Below are 15953 nucleotides of genomic sequence, written 5' to 3' on the forward strand. Positions count from 1 at the left end.
CTACGCAGCGCAAATCAACTGCGTGGGGATCCCGCCTGATCCATCACTTGGTGCGAATCCGCGTCTTCGTAGAGCGCAAAGGCTTAGCTCCGCAAAGGAGGAACTATCTTCACGCTTCGTAAGGCATGTCATAACGTTTTGTCCTATGGCGGGTCTGCCCAGCTTGGAGTCGCTCGGGGGAGGTACGTCGTCTGCGCCATAAATCGATGGTGCGGAAGTCGATCGTGGGTGACCTCAACAGTGAACATGACAGATCGCTGGAATGACTCGACAGGTGGGGGCTACACCCTGCCGGCATCGTCACCCATGGCTTCCCACCCACCTAGGGACGCCGCAGAGGCATGTCGACTTGCCGACTCAGCTGTCTCCGGGAAGATCGGCACCGCCTGGCAGGACTGACGATGCCCTGGCGCTGCCGCCCGGGTCCGTGCCGGTACTTCGGGCCCTTCAAATAGAGCGACCCACTCGTCGATCCAGCGGGACCAATCGACACGCTGAGACGGGCCCACTCTGTTGATCGATGCTGAAACGATTCGCCTTCTACGCGCACTTGTCGCTCATCAGGGTCATTTCCGTGGCAAACAAAGGGTTGACCTGCGAATGATGTGAGCGTAACGTTTCGCAGTGGTGATTCCGGGGCAACTCTAGCTCCTCGTCGATAGGACATGCAACGGTGCATTCGGCCAGCGAAGACGATCCTGTTGTCGAGCTTCGGTTGTCATCATGACCCCTCGCGGCGGTCAGCGATTTGGAAAACGTCCGGATCAAACTGGTCGGGCGCGAACCGATTTTTGCGGCCCCAGCACTTTTCCGACCATGTTCGACGTTCGGAAACAGCTACCTGCAGCGCATACTCGCGCTTCCCAATGACCAACCAAGCGAGGCTTCACTTCCCTAGTCGATTGGAAGCGCGGTGTGGTCAGAACCCAACGAAAGGAAGAGACAATGATGTACTCACCCTCAAGACCGAAAAGAGCTGTCGCAAGACTCCTCGTTCCGGCGTTGATCATGACTGCTCTCGCGCTAGCGAGTCCATTCAGTGCAGCAGCAGCGACTAACCCGGGGACGGACGACTTCGAACGCGCCGACGGAGCCCTCGGGAGCTCGTGGACGTCGGACCGCGGCACCTGGAGCATCGCAAGCGGTGCCGCCCTGGCAACCAGCGCGACGAGCAACGCCGTAACCACCTACAACCCCCTGCCCATCGCCGTCGACTACGCCGTCTCCGCGCGGATCAACATCGTGACAACGGGAACCCCAACGGGATCGGAGTGGGCAGGTGTTGCCGGCAACGTTCAAGGCGCCACTGCCTCGAACCTGAACTACTACCTGCTGCGGGTGACGACTGGTTCTGGAACCGGCACAAACGGGCGCTGGCAGTTGCTGAAAATGACCAACAGCACTAGCACCGGCCTGCTCGCCAGCGGCACCATCGTCGCCGCGTACGGCACGCAACTTGACCTGACCCTGACTCGCACGGGCAACTCCTTGCGGTCGCAAGTACTCAACGCAGGGTCGGGAGCCACCCTCGCTGATCAGACGTACACCACGGCTGATCCGAATGTCACCGGAGGCCGTGCTGGGCTGTATTCCAACAGCGGAAACCTGAGAGCACAGACTTGGGGTCTGTCGACGACGGTCCCCGCGGCGGACGACTTTGAGCGCGTTGACGGAGCCCTCGGGAGTTCGTGGACATCAGATCGCGGCGCCTGGAGTATCGCGAGCGGTGCCGCATTGGCAAGCAGCTCGACCAGCAACGCTGTCGCCACCTACAACCCCCTCGCCCTCGGCGATGACTACACTGTCTCTGCGCGGACCAATATCGTCACGACAGGAACCCCGGGAGGATCCGAGTGGGTGGGCGTCGTGGGAAACCTTCAGGGCACGAGTGCCACCAGCCTGAACTACTACGTGCTCCGGGTCACGACCGGTTCTGGAACGGGCACGAACGGGCGCTGGCAGTTGCTGAAGATGTCCAACAGCTCGACGGCCAGCGTGCTCGCCAGCGGCACAATCGTTGCCTCGTACGGCACGCAACTTGATCTCACGCTGACACGCACAGGTAACTCATTTCGGTCCCAGGTAGTCAATGTGGCATCGGGAGTCACACTTGCGGACCAGACCTACACCGCCGCTGTCGTTGACCCGAATGTCACGGGGGGCCGTGCGGGGTTGTATTCCAACAGTGGAAACCTGCGAGCGCAGACCTTTAGCCTTTCGACGACGAGCCCGGCTGCTTCGCCCCCCGGAGCACTCAACTGCGCACCCGGTGGAGAAAGCTATACCTACCCCGATCCCAACCTGACTGTCGTTTCGACAAGCACGGTTGGATCGACCTGGGCCGGAATGCAAGTGACGCAGCGAGTTCTCACCAACGGAAACGACCAGTACGTCGCCTACTACGACGTGAACCGCGGCATGACTGTCGCAAAGCACACGAGTGGCGGCGCATGGGTCTACAAGACACTCCCGTCGACGCTCGGGTGGGATAGCCACAACTACGTCTCGATGGGACTCGACCGCAGTGGAAACCTTCATGTGTCCGGCAACATGCACAACGTTCCGTTGGTCTACTTCCGCACCACGACCCCCGGCGACATCAGCACGTTGGTGAAAGTCAACAACATGGTGAGCGCCGCCGCGGAGGATTCGGTTACCTATCCCGAGTTCGTCAACCGGTCCGACGGAAGCCTTGTCTTTGACTACCGCGACGGTGGGTCCGGCGATGGCGTGACGTACTTCAATGTGTATAACGAGTCGACCAGCTCGTGGTCGCACATCGTCTCTGAGCCGATTTTCGACGGCAATGGGTCGGCGAGCAACCCTTCAGGAACGTGGAGTTCGTACTTCCAAGGTCCGACGAAGGGACCCGACGGCTGGTTCCACATGATCTGGGTGTGGCGTGACAGTGGTGACGCGGCGACGAACAGCATGCTGACGTACGCGAAGAGCCAGGACCTCGTGAACTGGGTCACGAACGACGGAACGCCCTTGACGACGCCGCTCAAGTATGGCCAAGGTGACGTGATCGATCCGGTCCCCGACCATGGTGGACTGCTGAACGGAAACGCGCGGATCGGCTTCGACGCCGACGGCAAGGTTCTTATCTCGTACCACAAGTACGATGCTCAGGGCCGGTCGCAGGTGTACGCCGCGCGTCCGACTGCCTCCGGCACGTGGCAGATCAACCAGATCACCAACTGGACCGGACGATGGAGCTTCGGGGGTGGCGGGAGTCTCAACTTCCAGGTCTCGATGCAGGGTTCCCGTGTCCTGTCCAACGGCGACATCAGCGTTGACTTCTTCTGCAACGGCACCAGCGGCCGGCAGTCCATCATCATCGACTCGTCGCTCAATCGGATTGCCCAAGTACCCTCACAGCCCCTGCCCGCCTCTGTAACGTCCGTGAGTGGGACGTTCCCGGGGCTAGAGGTCAAACTCGAGAGTGACCTCGCCGGCGCAACAGCGGGAGGGCAGTACATACTGCGCTGGGAGACGTTGCCAGGCAACGATGACCAGCCACGGGCCGGGGGCACCTACCCGACAGGAGGAAGCACCCTGCAGGTAATCCTGCTCCACTAGCCGTAAATCCCTCGGAGAACGGCCTTTGTCTGGCGGCGAGGCCGTTCTTCGCGCGGCTATTTGACCGCGCACCTATACCTAGGAGAATTACTGTGACCACAATCTCGCGGTTCGATACGCTCGACATCCGCTTCCCCACCTCGGCGGCGCTCGACGGCTCTGATTTGCCCAAAGAACTGGGGACACGTCTGCGAGCAGAGGAGCTCATTCCATGATTCACGGTTACGTTGCTCCAGGCTTCGAGCTAGTCGCCGATGCGTTCCAGCGCGGACATTCAGCGGATCCCGGCGGCGCTCAACTCTGCGTCTATCAAGCGGGGAGCGTGGTTGTCGATCTGTGGGCAGGCTCCGACCCGGAAACGGACATCGCTATAGACGGAGACTCCCTCTTCGTGTTGTGGTCCACGACCAAAGGCATGCTGGCAATCATCGCGGCCTTGCTGTTCGAAGAAGGCCAGCTTGACCCCGATACGCGAGTATCTTCTGTGTGGCCGGAGTTCGGAGTTCGCCGCAAGGATCAGACCACGGTTGCCCACTTCCTCAGTCATGCGGCTGGTCTTCCCTTCTTTCCCTCTGAAGCGAGGATCCAAAGCCGCGACCTGCCGAATTGGGCTCTCTGCATTGAGACGCTCGCCACCGCCGAACCCCTATGGGCACCGGGAACCGCGTCGTGGTACCACCCATTTACATTTGGTTATCTCAACGGCGAGGTAATCCGCCGGGTTACGGGCAAGACAGCGGGCGACCTCTTCGCTGAGCGCATCGCCGGGCCACTAGGAGTCGACTTCTGGATCGGGGGCCTGCCGGCGGACCGTGAGAAAGACGTCACGCATCGCAGCAGATTAAACCATGAGCCACCCGTCAAACCTGGCGAACTGTGGTCACAACACGGAGTGGATCTGTCTGATCCAGTCGTCCGCGAGCTGCTCGAGCAGGTGCAGTCGATTCCCGACATGATGGAGTTCCTCAACACCGCCGAGGGGCACCAGATGGAGTTCGGCGGTGCCGGCGGAATCGCGAGTGCACGGTCGGTCGCAAAAATCTACGCCGCCACCATCGGTGAGATCGACTCCATTCGGCTGCTCTCCCCGACGACGCTTGACTTCATGACGCGACCACGCACCTTAAACTTGGGGCCCGTTCCTCCGCTGGCCGCCGTGCCCAAACAGAAGCTTGCCGAGTTCGGGCTGGGCTTCTGGTTGGGCTCGCAATTCCCGAGCGGCCGATTCGCATCCGGTGGAACTTTCGGGCACCCAGGGGCAGGCGGAGTTATCGCGTTTGCTCATCCCGACTCGAGCATGGCCGTTGCATACACGTGCACCGGAATGTGGTCGGACGACTCGCGACCGGACCCGCGCATGAGCTGGGCTGAGCCGCTCGCCGATTTGGCTCGCGCGTAGGAACATCCGGAATCCATGTCCCCACCATCGACTAGAAGACAGGGCGGGACTGCTGGACGAAAGAATTTTCGCCGTTGAGGTTCATCCGGGCCGTGGCCAGCACGCCGCAGCTGCCGAGGCGTGCGGACTGGAGGGGCAGACAGACAGGGCGGGACGAAGTTCAGGAAGTTAGGCTGCATCCGGATGGTCCACTTCGTCGGGTTGTTCAAGTGGCGGCGGTATTCCTCTGAGGAGAAGATCCCAGCTCGGCACCCTCCCGTTGTTCAACTGGGATGCAAGGCTATTCATGGGACGGGAGTTCTCGCATCCACTTCTACTCCCGTGCTTAGAATGCCGATAACCGATGTTCTGTCGTTGGGCCGGTTGAAAGGTCTTGTCATGATGCTCGTGGTCTTCTCCGCCATGTTAACAATGAAGGAGGTGCTGCCATCGTGTTGGATGGTTCAGCGTTCTGCCGGGCGGAGTGTTGCCGGATTTTGGGTTGTTTGACCGATCGGTGTGTGTCGTGCCCTGGAGGCCGCAGCCTGATCCCGGCAGGAGGCTCTAAGCGGGCTGAAAGGGTGAGATTCAGCCGGACGATCTGCAGATGTGGCAGCTCCTATTTGCTGGCGCCGGTCCGAGCATGCAGAGCAGCGTTGGGTCCCGCTTCTTTGGTGGCGATCGAGCAAAAAAGAAGTGTGAACAATGTCCACACTTTCCGCCCCGGATTGGCCCGTACAGTCATCGGACTGGGCCGTATTCCGCATGTTTCCGCCACTTCCCAGTGTTCCCGAGGCCCGGAATCGCCTTCGAGTCCCACCTCGGGCACGGCATACCCCCTCGGTAGAGGGGGTTTTTGCCTTAACGTGTGTACATTCACGTTGGTCAGGTCCCTCTGACACTGGCCGCGGGGTGTGCCTGGCGCCGCGGGTCGCCTGTTTGATTGTGGGGGAGCGGGTTCAGGGACTTAGCTTGTGGGCCCTCCGCTTGCTCTGAACTGGGGTTATACGTCTCCTTTCTTGGTTGGTCAGGTAGGTCGTGGTTGTCCTACACCCCTTCATGGGTAAGAGGACTGAGCGCAACATGACTTCGAGATCCTTCGTCAATGACGCTGGAGTCGGCTCGTTCCTGAAAGTGCGGAGAGTTGGCTGGCCTGCTTTGTCAGGCCAAAGAGGGTGTGGACATTGTCCACACTTAAATCTCCTTTATTGCCACCAATTGCAGTCATTCGTTGTCCCTTTTTCGCCCTACAACAACTCATCGCATTTTGGGGCCATAACGACATGACGCCGATCCGGAAGCGCATCATCTACAGGGCTGCTCCGACATGGGAGTTTCCGTCGCTTCGGTCCGCCGAGTGTTTTCGGGTTAGGCGCAGCCATGTCGTCGGTGCGGCACTTGGAATCAACAGGGCGAGCGGTCGCAGTGCAGATCACTAGTCGCGGACGGTGCCTCGGGAGCATTGGCAGCTCAAGCGATCAACGGCTGAGCACGTCGAAGCCGGCCATTTGCCGAGATGGGCCCATATGTCGCACTGCCGTATGGGTCACGGGTGTCAGGGTGCGTCTTAAGAGTTCCCTGGACAACTATCATCGAGAGAGGATTCGGATCCTTTTCTAACGAACCTTAGCCACATGCCTGACGTCAGGTTGAGGTGTGCCGTAACTCGACGAATCTCCTCGCCATGCTCCAGGTTCTCAGTTTCGGGGTCCGGGCCCGCTATAAGAGGCCGTTTTCCCTAGAAACGTTCAGCGGCCTGGGACACAAGGGCTAGTCCAGTAGAAGCGTCGGCTCCTCGAGGATGGCGGCGACGTCGACCATAAAGCGGGCCGACAGGTAGCCGTCCACCACGCGGTGGTCGAACGAGCCGCCCAGAGTGGTGATCCAGCGCGGAATCACTTTGCCGTCCAGCACCCAGGGCTTTTGCTTGATAGTTCCAAAGGCCACAATTGCCACTTCACCAGGGTTGAGAATGGGCGTTCCGGTGAGGCTGCCGAGCGCTCCAATATTGGTGATGGTCAGCGTTCCACCCTGCATTTCGGCAGGCTGGGTCTTCCCTGCCCTTGCGGTGAAGCGGAGAAGGTCATGCACGCGATGCTGGTGACACCCACGGTCTGACCTTGACGGCTGCCGACACGCCCAATGGAATGGACTACAACCCCGGCAACAACATCTCGGTCTTGCTCAGCGGTCAGCCCGAGGATGAAGGCGAACTTCGTGGCTACAGGGACAAACTGGACGACGGCGGTGCCGTCACCATGCCACTTGAAAGCGCACCGTGGGGCGACACCTTCGGGATGTGTGTGGACAAGTTCGGCATCGCCTGGCTGGTCAATATTGCAGGAGCACAGCAGGAGCAGTAGCCGGGCTCGCAGGGAATAATCAACGTGCGAATGCCTCGTCCAACTCGCGTTGGACGAGGCATTCGCACGTCCGGGCTCTTACATAATCCGGCGGCCATAGGGATCCAGCCGGACACAGGACGACTGAACGGTCCATGATCTCCACCATGGGCAACTTTTCACCCAGTTGCCGTTCGAGAATGGTCATGTCCTCAAGACGGCGAAGCCAGACCGAGATCACAATCGAATACAGCCCGCCTGTGGTGACGACCAGACGCACTTCTCCGAGACCGACCAACCAGCCCCCCCAACTGCCTCCACTTGCGTGGCTGGTACGCGGAGGAAGTACCAAACGTTTACCGGCCAAGGCGAGAATGTACGGGCGATTTCGAGCCGGACAACGATCCGATCCTGGGCCAGGATGCTTAATGCGGCTTTCGCGCGCGGAGGGCTGATTCCCAGCTTCTGGGATATTTCAGTTATCGAGGCTCGACCATCAGAGCGCAGGATCCAAAAAAGTTGGTTGAGGGCTGACATCTCAAGTTTTTCAGGCTCCGTCGGTGAACCAGCCCATCCCGCTTGCGTGGGTTCGTGGAACGCGCTCCTGGTGGCGGCCTGTTCTAAAGTTTGACGATGTCGAGGACCAAAGATTTGATCACATCATTCGTCACCCCGCCGGTCGTTCGTCGATATGTGCACGGACTATTCAGGGACCTGTCTCCGCCCCGGTTCAGTCAGTGCCCGAACGTGTCCCGGAGGACGCGGGTATGGGCTCACCCCCGCCAGCGAGGCGAACGCCGCGCGACACCGGCGCTTAATGCCACCACCGCGCAGAAAGCCGCTTCTGTCTTGGGGCGCTGGTGCCGATGAGCCGAAGGGCGTAGCGTCTTATCAGATAGGGGGTTCGCAGGGAATCCGCTGTGGTGTGCCGTTTGGTTTTATTTATCCCGTGAAGGGTCCGTGATGGCTGGGTGGAATGTTGACACTGCTGCAGGGCCGTCCGGGCCTGGTTCGGTCACTCTAGTGGAAGGCACCTCGTTCTGTATTTCAGCGGCCAACGGCGATATTCAACCCCAGTTTCCACACGGGGTTTTCGTCGAGGACACCCGAATCCTGTCCGGCTGGCATGTGCTCATCAACGGCGCCCCGCTGGAGCCGCTGGGGGCGAAGACGAAGGAACCCTACCGTGCTTTGTTTATCGGGCGGGTCCCACGCCCAGATGGATACGCGGACAGCCCACTGATCGTCGAACGCCTCCGCGAGGTCGGTGCCGGCATCCTGGAACAGATTATTGTCCGAAACTACTCGCCGTCCAGCGCCGAATGTGTTCTTACCCTTCACATAGAGGCGGACTTCGCGGACCTCTTCGAGGTGAAAGAGGCACGCATCCAGCGGCGCTGGGAAAAGTCGCGTGAAGTAGCGGGTGAGTCGCTAATCATCAGGGCCGTATGGCAGGACGTTCAGAAGGGTGTTGTGGTGGCCGCCGACGGGGCCGACATAACCTCCGAGGAGCTTGTCTACCGATTCAGTGTTCCCCCGCATGGACAGTGGAGTACCGTGTTAAGCGTCACAGCCTTCGCCGGCGGAACCGGCTCCGCCGCACGTTTTATTCGGCCGGATGAAGGCGAAATGTCTCCTCGTGACCGGCGCCGCCAGGAGTGGGTATCCAAGATCCCCGTACTACACATCGGCAACCCGTCAATCGAACGGACACTCAGGCGCAGCTACGACGACTTGGGCGCTCTGCGCATTCAGGATCCTGACCACCCCAACCGGATCGTAGTGGCTGCTGGTGCCCCATGGTTCATGACTTTGTTTGGCCGGGACTCGCTCTGGGCGTCCCTTATGGCACTGCCCGTTGACCCATCCCTGGCCTTCGGCACCATCCAGACATTGGCCGACCGTCAGGGCCACGTGACGGATGAAATGAGCGAGGAGGAGCCGGGCAAAATCCTCCACGAGGTCAGGTTTGGCGTATCCACCGGGCTGGCATTGGGCGGGAAACCCACCTACTTCGGCAGCGTCGATGCGACACCGCTTTTTGTGGCCCTGTTCGGCGAGGTCAGCCGCTGGGGATTCGCATCAGAAACCATTGCCGGCCTTCTGCCACATGTCGACCGGGCGCTGGACTGGATCCGCCACTACGGGGACAAGGACGGCGACGGTTTTGTCGAATATTCACGGCTCAATGATCACGGCCTGATCAATCAGGGATGGAAGGACTCGTGGGACGGCATCAACTTCGCCGATGGCCGCATAGCTCAGCCACCTATCGCTTTATGTGAGGTGCAGGCGTACGTCTATGGCGCCTATCTGGGCCGGTCGTGGATAGCTCACGAAGCCGGAGACTTGGACCTTGCGGCCGAGTACCGGGAGCTCGGGGCGCGGCTGAAGAAGCAGTTCAACGAACAGTTCTGGCTTCCTCACCGCGGTTACTACGCCATCGCCTTGGACCGCGACAAACGGCCGGTTGACGCATGTGCTTCCAACATGGGGCAATGCCTTATGTTTGGGATCGTTGACAACGACAAGGCCGCGCTGGTGGCTGACCGGCTGATGTCCCGCGAAATGTTCAGCGGCTGGGGCGTGCGAACGTTGGCCAGCAACATGGGCGCATATAACCCTGCCAGCTACCACAACGGATCAGTTTGGCCCCACGACAACGCGATCATCGCGGCGGGCCTCCTTCGTTACGGCTTTATCGAGCAGGCGCAGCGGATCGCCACAGCGCTGTTTGAGGCGGCGGAGTACTCCGAGGGGCGGTTGCCCGAATTGTTCTGCGGCTTTGGCCGCGATCAATTCGACGAACCCCTCCCATACCCCACGGCATGCTCCCCGCAGGCATGGGCGGCAACCACGCCAATCCACCTGATCAAGAGTTTGATGGGTTACCACGTCGACGTCTTGCAAGGCGGGGTTTGGTTGGATCCCGTGCTCCCGAAATCGTATGGCGACCTCCATCTCACCAACGCCCCCCTGGCAAATGGCAGGATCACAATTGATATCTCTGATTCGACCACAGCCGTTCAGGGACTGCCCGAGGGCATTATCTTCCACCGCGGAATCCGGCCCCGGGTGACCGACCTGGTGGAGAAGGTCAAACACCAGCGGTGATCTGGCCTCGGCATGTCATGCCTTCCTATAAGCCCCTCGGGTCCTGAATGGTGCCCCCGTTAGGCGGCCGATGACGTCGGCCTTCGCCCAAATGGAATTTAGGGAATAAAAGGGCCGTTTCCGTTGGCTGCCGGAACTTCTGTGAGGTGCTTTCGGCGCTGTGGCTGAACCAACGTAGTGCAGCTCCGCATGCGTGACCGTGCCCCAGTGAATTTTCGACTTGAACATTGTGCGAATCATCAGATCCAAACACATCGCCGCTGGCTAGTTTGAAGACGCCGGCCGCGTCGTGCTGTTTGGCGAACAGACGGTGAGGTGCCGTAAACGTTGCGATTTTGATGATCCGGGTGATCATCCGACACCTCACCGCTGGAATATAGAGGCAATTAGGACTGCCAGCTACACGGCACGCTCCTCGTGCCCGTTGTATTCGCCCAGAGGGCGGATGAGGGAGTTGGACGACTGCTGTTCCATGATGTGGGCCGTCCAGCCGGTGATACGGCTGGCGACAAACAGGGGAGTGAAGGTCGCAGTGTCGAAGCCCATGAGGTGGTACGCGGGGCCGGCGGGGTAGTCCACGTTGGGTTTGATGTTCTTGGCCTCGTCCATGGCCTGTTCCAGGCCGTTGTAGAGGCCCAGGAGTTCGGGCCGGCCGTAGTGGGCGATCATCTTGTCCAGGGCCGCTTTCATGATGGGCACCCGGGAGTCGCCCTGCTTGTAGACACGGTGACCGAAGCCCATGACCTTCGTCTTCCGGGCGAGGGCGTCTTCCATCCAGGCCTTCGCGCGGGCGGCTGCTTCCTCGAGGGATTCCTGGGGGCGGATGCCGATTTCGTCGAAGGTGTACATGACCGCTTCGTTCGCGCCGCCGTGCAGCGGGCCTTTGAGCGCGCCGATGGCTCCGGTGACCGCCGAGTGAAGGTCGGAGAGGGTCGAGGCGATGACGCGGGCGGTGAAGGTGGAGGCGTTGAAGGAGTGTTCGGCGTAGAGGATCATCGAGACGTCAAAGGCCTTCACGACTTCCGGGACCTGTTCTTCGCCGAATGTCATCCAGAGGAAATTGGCAGAGTAGCCAAGGTCGTCACGAGGCTCGATGGCGCCCTGCCCATGGCGGCGGCGCTGGTCATAGGCCACCACGGCAGGCATTGCGGCCCACAGGTCAATCGCCTTCTTCATATTGGCCTCAGGAGATGAATCCTCCGCCAGTTCATGGCGGGCGCCGAGCACCGAGGCCGCGGTGCGGCACACGTCCATCGGGTGGGCGTTCTTGGGCAAGGCGTCGATGATGGCTTGGAGTGTAGGGGCGAGTGCCCGGCCGGCCCGTTCGAGTGCAGTGAACTCCGCCAGTTGCTGCTGGGTGGGCAGCTCACCGTTCCAGAGCAGATAGGCGACCTCTTCGAAGCTGCATTTGGCCGTGAGTTGCTGTACCGGGTACCCGCGGTATAACAGTGAATTCGTTTCAGGGTTGACCTTTGAGACGGCGGTGAAGTCCACCACAACGCCGGCCAGGCCCTTTCTAATCTCGGTGTCAGTCATGCTGAACTCCTTTGCAGTGTTTGTTCTAGTGGATGTCTGGAATCTGTATACATAGGCTCTATTTAAATCCAAAGTAAATGCCGAGCAGCCAAATCGGCATCTATGTAAATCAGGCCGGTTCGGCATTCGTTTCGCAAAATTGAGCGCTACAACTTAAGCCTGGTCCTACGGGTCTAATCTGGGCATCCGTCTCATTCCTTATGTCCTTGCCCGCGGTCCAACAGTTCGTGGCCGTGGTGGGGCGCGAACTCATGTCGGTAGTGAAGGCCAATCCAAGGAGATGCGTTGAATTCATCAATGTTGAACGCTTCTAGCTCAATCCGCGCTCTTGGGTAGTGCACCTCATCAGGCGCCCCTGACCCAAAGATAGGCTGATCAGGGCTATTGAAATTAAATCGACGCCACAGCATGGTCTCTTCCCGTCTTGTTGGGGTCACTGAATTGGATAACCAACGGAACATCATGAATCGTTCGTTCGTCTGGGACCTAAAGGTCCTGATTTCCGCTAGAAGGCACGGAGGATGTCTTCGACGCGTTGTTTGGCGTCGCCGAAGAGCATTTGGGAATTGTCGCGGTAGAACAGGGGGTTCTGGACGCCGGCGTAGCCGGCGGCCATGGAGCGTTTGAAGACCACAACGTTTTCGGCTTCCCAGACACGGAGGACGGGCATGCCGGCTATGGGGCTTCCCGGGTCTTCGGCTGCGGCGGGGTTGACGGTGTCGTTTGCGCCGATGACCAGGACGACGGAGGTGTCGCCGAGGTCGTCGTTGATTTCGTCCATTTCCAGGACGATGTCGTAGGGGACTTTTGCTTCGGCGAGGAGGACGTTCATGTGTCCGGGCAGCCGCCCGGCGACGGGGTGGATGCCGAAGCGGACGTTCACGCCGCGTTCGCGGAGCTGGTGGGCGAGTTCGGCGACCGGGTACTGGGCTTGGGCGACGGCCATGCCGTAGCCGGGGGTGATCACGACGGACGAGGCGCTGGTCAGCATTTCCGCGGTGGCTTCGGCGGTGGTTTCGCGGTGCTCACCCTGCTCGCCGACGTCGGTCTTGGTGGGTGCGGCGATGCCGAACCCGCCGGCGATCACGGAAATGAAGGACCGGTTCATGGCTTTGCACATGATATAGGACAGGTACGCGCCGGAGGAGCCGACCAGGGCTCCGGTGATGATGAGCAGGTCGTTGTTGAGCAGGAACCCTGCGGCGGCGGCGGCCCAGCCTGAGTAGCTGTTGAGCATGGACACGACCACTGGCATGTCGCCGCCGCCGATCGAGGCGACCAGGTGCCAGCCCAGCCCCAGGGCAAGGACAGTGACGACGATGAGCAGCCAGAGTTGGGAGCCGTTGACGTACCAGACCGTCAGGGCGATGAACGCGGCGAGGGCGCCGAGGTTGATCGCGTTCTTGCCCGGCAGCATCAGGGGTGAGGACTTCATCCGGGCGGAGAGTTTCAGGAATGCGACGATCGAGCCGGTGAACGTCACGGCTCCGATGAACACGCCAATGAATACCTCGGCGTGATGGATCGCCATCAGGTTCGGGGACAGGGCCGGGGCTTGGAGGTGGCCGTTCCAGCCGACCAGGACCGCGGCGAGGCCCACGAAGCTGTGCAGCAGGGCGATGAGCTCGGGCATCCCGGTCATTTCCACGACCCGGGCGCGCCAGAGCCCGATCGCGCCTCCGATGATTACCGCAGCCAGGAGCAGGCCCAGGCCTGTCAGTGCCTGCCCGGTACCCCAGGCGTCCTGGACGGTCAGCCAGACGGTCGCGGCCAGGGCGATGACCATACCCGTGATGCCGTAGATAACCCCGGCGCGGGCTTTCTCGTGCTTGCTCAGCCCGGCGAGGCTAAGGATGAACAGCAGGGCCGCGACGATGTAGGCCGCCCCCGCGATGGAGTCGGCGGTCAACGGACCGGAGACGGTGTCAGTCACGGTAGAGCTCCTTGTAAGTGTTGCTGCTGTTACGGCGACGGCGCTCATGAACGTGCCTTCCCGGCCGAGAACATGGCCAGCATGCGCCGGGTGACAGCGAAGCCGCCGAAAATGTTAATGCTGGCCAGCAGAACCGAGACGGCGGCGAGTACCTGCATCACGATGTTCTCCGAGGTGATCTGGAGCAGGGCCCCGACGACGATGATTCCGGAGATCGCGTTCGTCACGGACATCAGGGGAGTGTGCAGGGCGTGGTGGACTTTCCCGATCACATAGAACCCGACCACGATGGAGAGCATCAGCACCGTGAAGTGCTGCGGCAACGGCGCCGGGGCCACCGCGTTGATCCCGAACAACACCGCGATACCCGCAGCAAAAAGACCGGCCTTACCGGCGGCGCTGAGGCCCTGTTTCTTCTTTGGTGCAGGGCTTTCGGCGGCTGGGGCCTGGGTCGTGGCCGCCGGTGCGGCGGATACCTGGACCGGGGGCGGCGGCCACGTCTTTTCACCGTCGCGCACCACCGTCACCGAACGCTGCACCACGTCGTCGAAATCAATCCGAAGCTGACCGTCCTTGTCCGGGGTCAGGAGCTTGAGCAGATTCACCATGTTAGTCCCGTACAGCTGGGAGGCCTGGGCCGGGAGCCGGGCCGGCAGATCCGTGTAACCCAGGATCACCACCCCGTTGTCGGTCACGATCCGCTCCCCGGCGACGGAGCCTTCGACGTTCCCGCCCTGACCGGCGGCCATGTCCACGATCACGCTGCCAGCCTTCATGCTTGCCACGTCCTCGGCGGTAAGTAGCTTCGGTGCGGGCCGGCCCGGGATCAGGGCGGTGGTGATGATGATGTCCACATCTGCTGCCTGCTCGGAGTAAATTTCGGCAGCGCGAGCGTTATATGCCTCTGACGTGGCCTTCGCGTACCCGTCGGAGCTTTCCATCTCTTCGGCGACCTCGACTTTGAGGTACTCCCCGCCAATGGATTTCACCTGATCGGCGACCTCCGGCCGCGGATCCGTCGCCCGCACGATCGCGCCCAGGCTGGATGCCGCACCGATCGCCGCGAGCCCGGCAACACCGGCACCGGCGACCAGGACCTTCGCTGGCGGGACCTTGCCCGCAGCGGTGACCTGACCGGTGAAGAACCGGCCGAACTCGTGCGCTGCTTCAATCACTGCCCGGTAGCCGGCAATATTCGCCATCGAACTCAGCACGTCCATTGACTGTGCCCGGGAGATCCGCGGCACCGCATCCAACGCCAGAGCAGTGATCGGCCGCGCCGCCAACGCCTCCACCAGCTCCGGCCGCAGGCCCGGGCTAAGGGAGCCGATCAGCGTCGCGCCCTCGGTAAGACGGCCGATTTCTTCCTCGGTGGGCGGGTGCACCCGGAGCACGACGTCGGCACCCCACGCCTCATCCGCACCCACAATCAGTGCGCCGGCCTCTTCGTAGGCTTCATTACGGAACGACGCGCGCTCCCCGGCACCCTTCTCGACCACCACCTCGAAGCCCAACCCCAGCAACTGCTTCACGGTGGCGGGCGTTGCCGCCACCCTCGTCTCGTGACCCAACTCGGCCACGATGCCAATACGTGTCACTATTTTCTCTTTCTAAGATTTGATGCCGGTAAATGCTGATGCCTCAGCCGACACTGTCAACGTCCCGGAGGTTTGGCTTGGAATTGAAGCCCGTGCCCCAGGACAGGATCGCCACGTGCGGTGCGGGACGAACGGAGGTAGTTGTCGATGAACGTGGTATCGCATCCAACCTCATGGTATCGTATTCATAAGTTTTTGGGTTGTGTGGCTGTCTTGGTTGTTTCGGGCGCTGCGCACGATGAGTTAAGTCGAGGTGGAGTCTTGTCAGCGAGGACGGAAGAGATGTTGAGCGTGCCTTCGGAGGCGGTGGATGTTCGTGTCGACAAGTGGTCAACACCGGTTTTGAATGATGAGAATCGGTTGAAGTTGGCGACGTTCGCTACCAATATGCGTGGGAGTGTGACGCTTGCCAATGTGGAGGGCAAGGTCCTGGGCAGTTGGGAGGAGAGCCTTCGGTTGGCGCAGCATGC

The 15953-nt window shown here is 60.9% G+C and carries 9 protein-coding genes and 3 pseudogenes; 6 read left to right on the forward strand and 6 right to left on the reverse strand.

Going from position 1 to position 15953, the window contains the following annotated elements; genetic code table 11:
* Nucleotides 1-1008: 1008 nt before the first annotated feature.
* From AC1DD5_RS22800 to AC1DD5_RS22810, 3 genes are all read left to right on the forward strand, one after another.
* Nucleotides 1009-3582, forward strand: coding sequence for a BNR repeat-containing protein (locus AC1DD5_RS22800; protein ID WP_477516067.1), 2574 nt, complete (start codon nucleotides 1009-1011; stop codon nucleotides 3580-3582).
* A gap of 92 nt (nucleotides 3583-3674) precedes the next feature.
* Complete coding sequence (locus AC1DD5_RS22805) at nucleotides 3675-3797, forward strand: hypothetical protein (RefSeq protein WP_416416312.1); 123 nt, start codon at nucleotides 3675-3677, stop codon at nucleotides 3795-3797.
* A complete protein-coding gene (locus AC1DD5_RS22810; RefSeq protein WP_416416311.1) occupies nucleotides 3794-4981 on the forward strand; it encodes a serine hydrolase domain-containing protein in 1188 nt (395 codons plus the stop codon). The genes AC1DD5_RS22805 and AC1DD5_RS22810 overlap by 4 nt, the downstream gene beginning before the upstream one ends.
* Nucleotides 4982-6730: 1749 nt before the next feature.
* On the opposite strand, the pseudogene AC1DD5_RS22815 reads toward AC1DD5_RS22810, so the two are convergent.
* Nucleotides 6731-7039 (reverse strand): annotated as a pseudogene (locus AC1DD5_RS22815) (2-oxo acid dehydrogenase subunit E2); the annotation flags it as partial.
* Between AC1DD5_RS22815 and AC1DD5_RS22820 the strand changes: the two are divergent.
* Nucleotides 7031-7323: pseudogene (locus AC1DD5_RS22820) on the forward strand (VOC family protein); the annotation flags it as partial. The pseudogenes AC1DD5_RS22815 and AC1DD5_RS22820 overlap by 9 nt on opposite strands.
* Before the next feature lie 216 nt (nucleotides 7324-7539).
* Here the strand turns inward: AC1DD5_RS22820 and AC1DD5_RS22825 are convergent.
* Nucleotides 7540-7839 (reverse strand): winged helix-turn-helix transcriptional regulator, encoded by a 300-nt coding sequence (locus AC1DD5_RS22825; RefSeq protein WP_477522817.1) that lies wholly within the window; start codon nucleotides 7837-7839, stop codon nucleotides 7540-7542.
* Nucleotides 7840-8265: 426 nt separating this feature from the next.
* Here AC1DD5_RS22825 and AC1DD5_RS22830 point away from each other — a divergent pair, with 426 nt between their 5' ends.
* Entirely contained in the window at nucleotides 8266-10416 is a 2151-nt protein-coding gene (locus tag AC1DD5_RS22830; RefSeq protein ID WP_477522818.1) for an amylo-alpha-1,6-glucosidase, read from the forward strand.
* Between the two features lie 159 nt (nucleotides 10417-10575).
* Here the strand turns inward: AC1DD5_RS22830 and AC1DD5_RS22835 are convergent.
* The 4 genes and pseudogenes from AC1DD5_RS22835 to AC1DD5_RS22850 all read right to left on the reverse strand — a co-directional run.
* Nucleotides 10576-10656 (reverse strand): annotated as a pseudogene (locus tag AC1DD5_RS22835) (aspartate 1-decarboxylase); the annotation flags it as partial.
* A gap of 159 nt (nucleotides 10657-10815) precedes the next feature.
* Nucleotides 10816-11952, reverse strand: coding sequence for a bifunctional 2-methylcitrate synthase/citrate synthase (locus AC1DD5_RS22840; RefSeq protein ID WP_477522819.1), 1137 nt, complete (start codon nucleotides 11950-11952; stop codon nucleotides 10816-10818).
* 505 nt (nucleotides 11953-12457) lie between these two features.
* The gene (pntB, locus tag AC1DD5_RS22845) at nucleotides 12458-13933 is read right to left on the reverse strand and encodes a Re/Si-specific NAD(P)(+) transhydrogenase subunit beta (protein ID WP_477522820.1); all 1476 of its coding nucleotides are present in this window, start codon (nucleotides 13931-13933) and stop codon (nucleotides 12458-12460) included.
* Complete coding sequence (locus tag AC1DD5_RS22850) at nucleotides 13930-15483, reverse strand: Re/Si-specific NAD(P)(+) transhydrogenase subunit alpha (protein ID WP_477522821.1); 1554 nt, start codon at nucleotides 15481-15483, stop codon at nucleotides 13930-13932. The genes pntB and AC1DD5_RS22850 overlap by 4 nt, the downstream gene beginning before the upstream one ends.
* A 261-nt stretch (nucleotides 15484-15744) precedes the next feature.
* On the opposite strand from AC1DD5_RS22850, the gene AC1DD5_RS22855 reads away from it, so the two are divergent.
* Nucleotides 15745-15953: hypothetical protein (locus tag AC1DD5_RS22855; RefSeq protein ID WP_477522822.1), on the forward strand; the 209-nt coding region annotated here is incomplete at its 3' end.

Source organism: Paenarthrobacter sp. 10L420 (assembly GCF_056395385.1).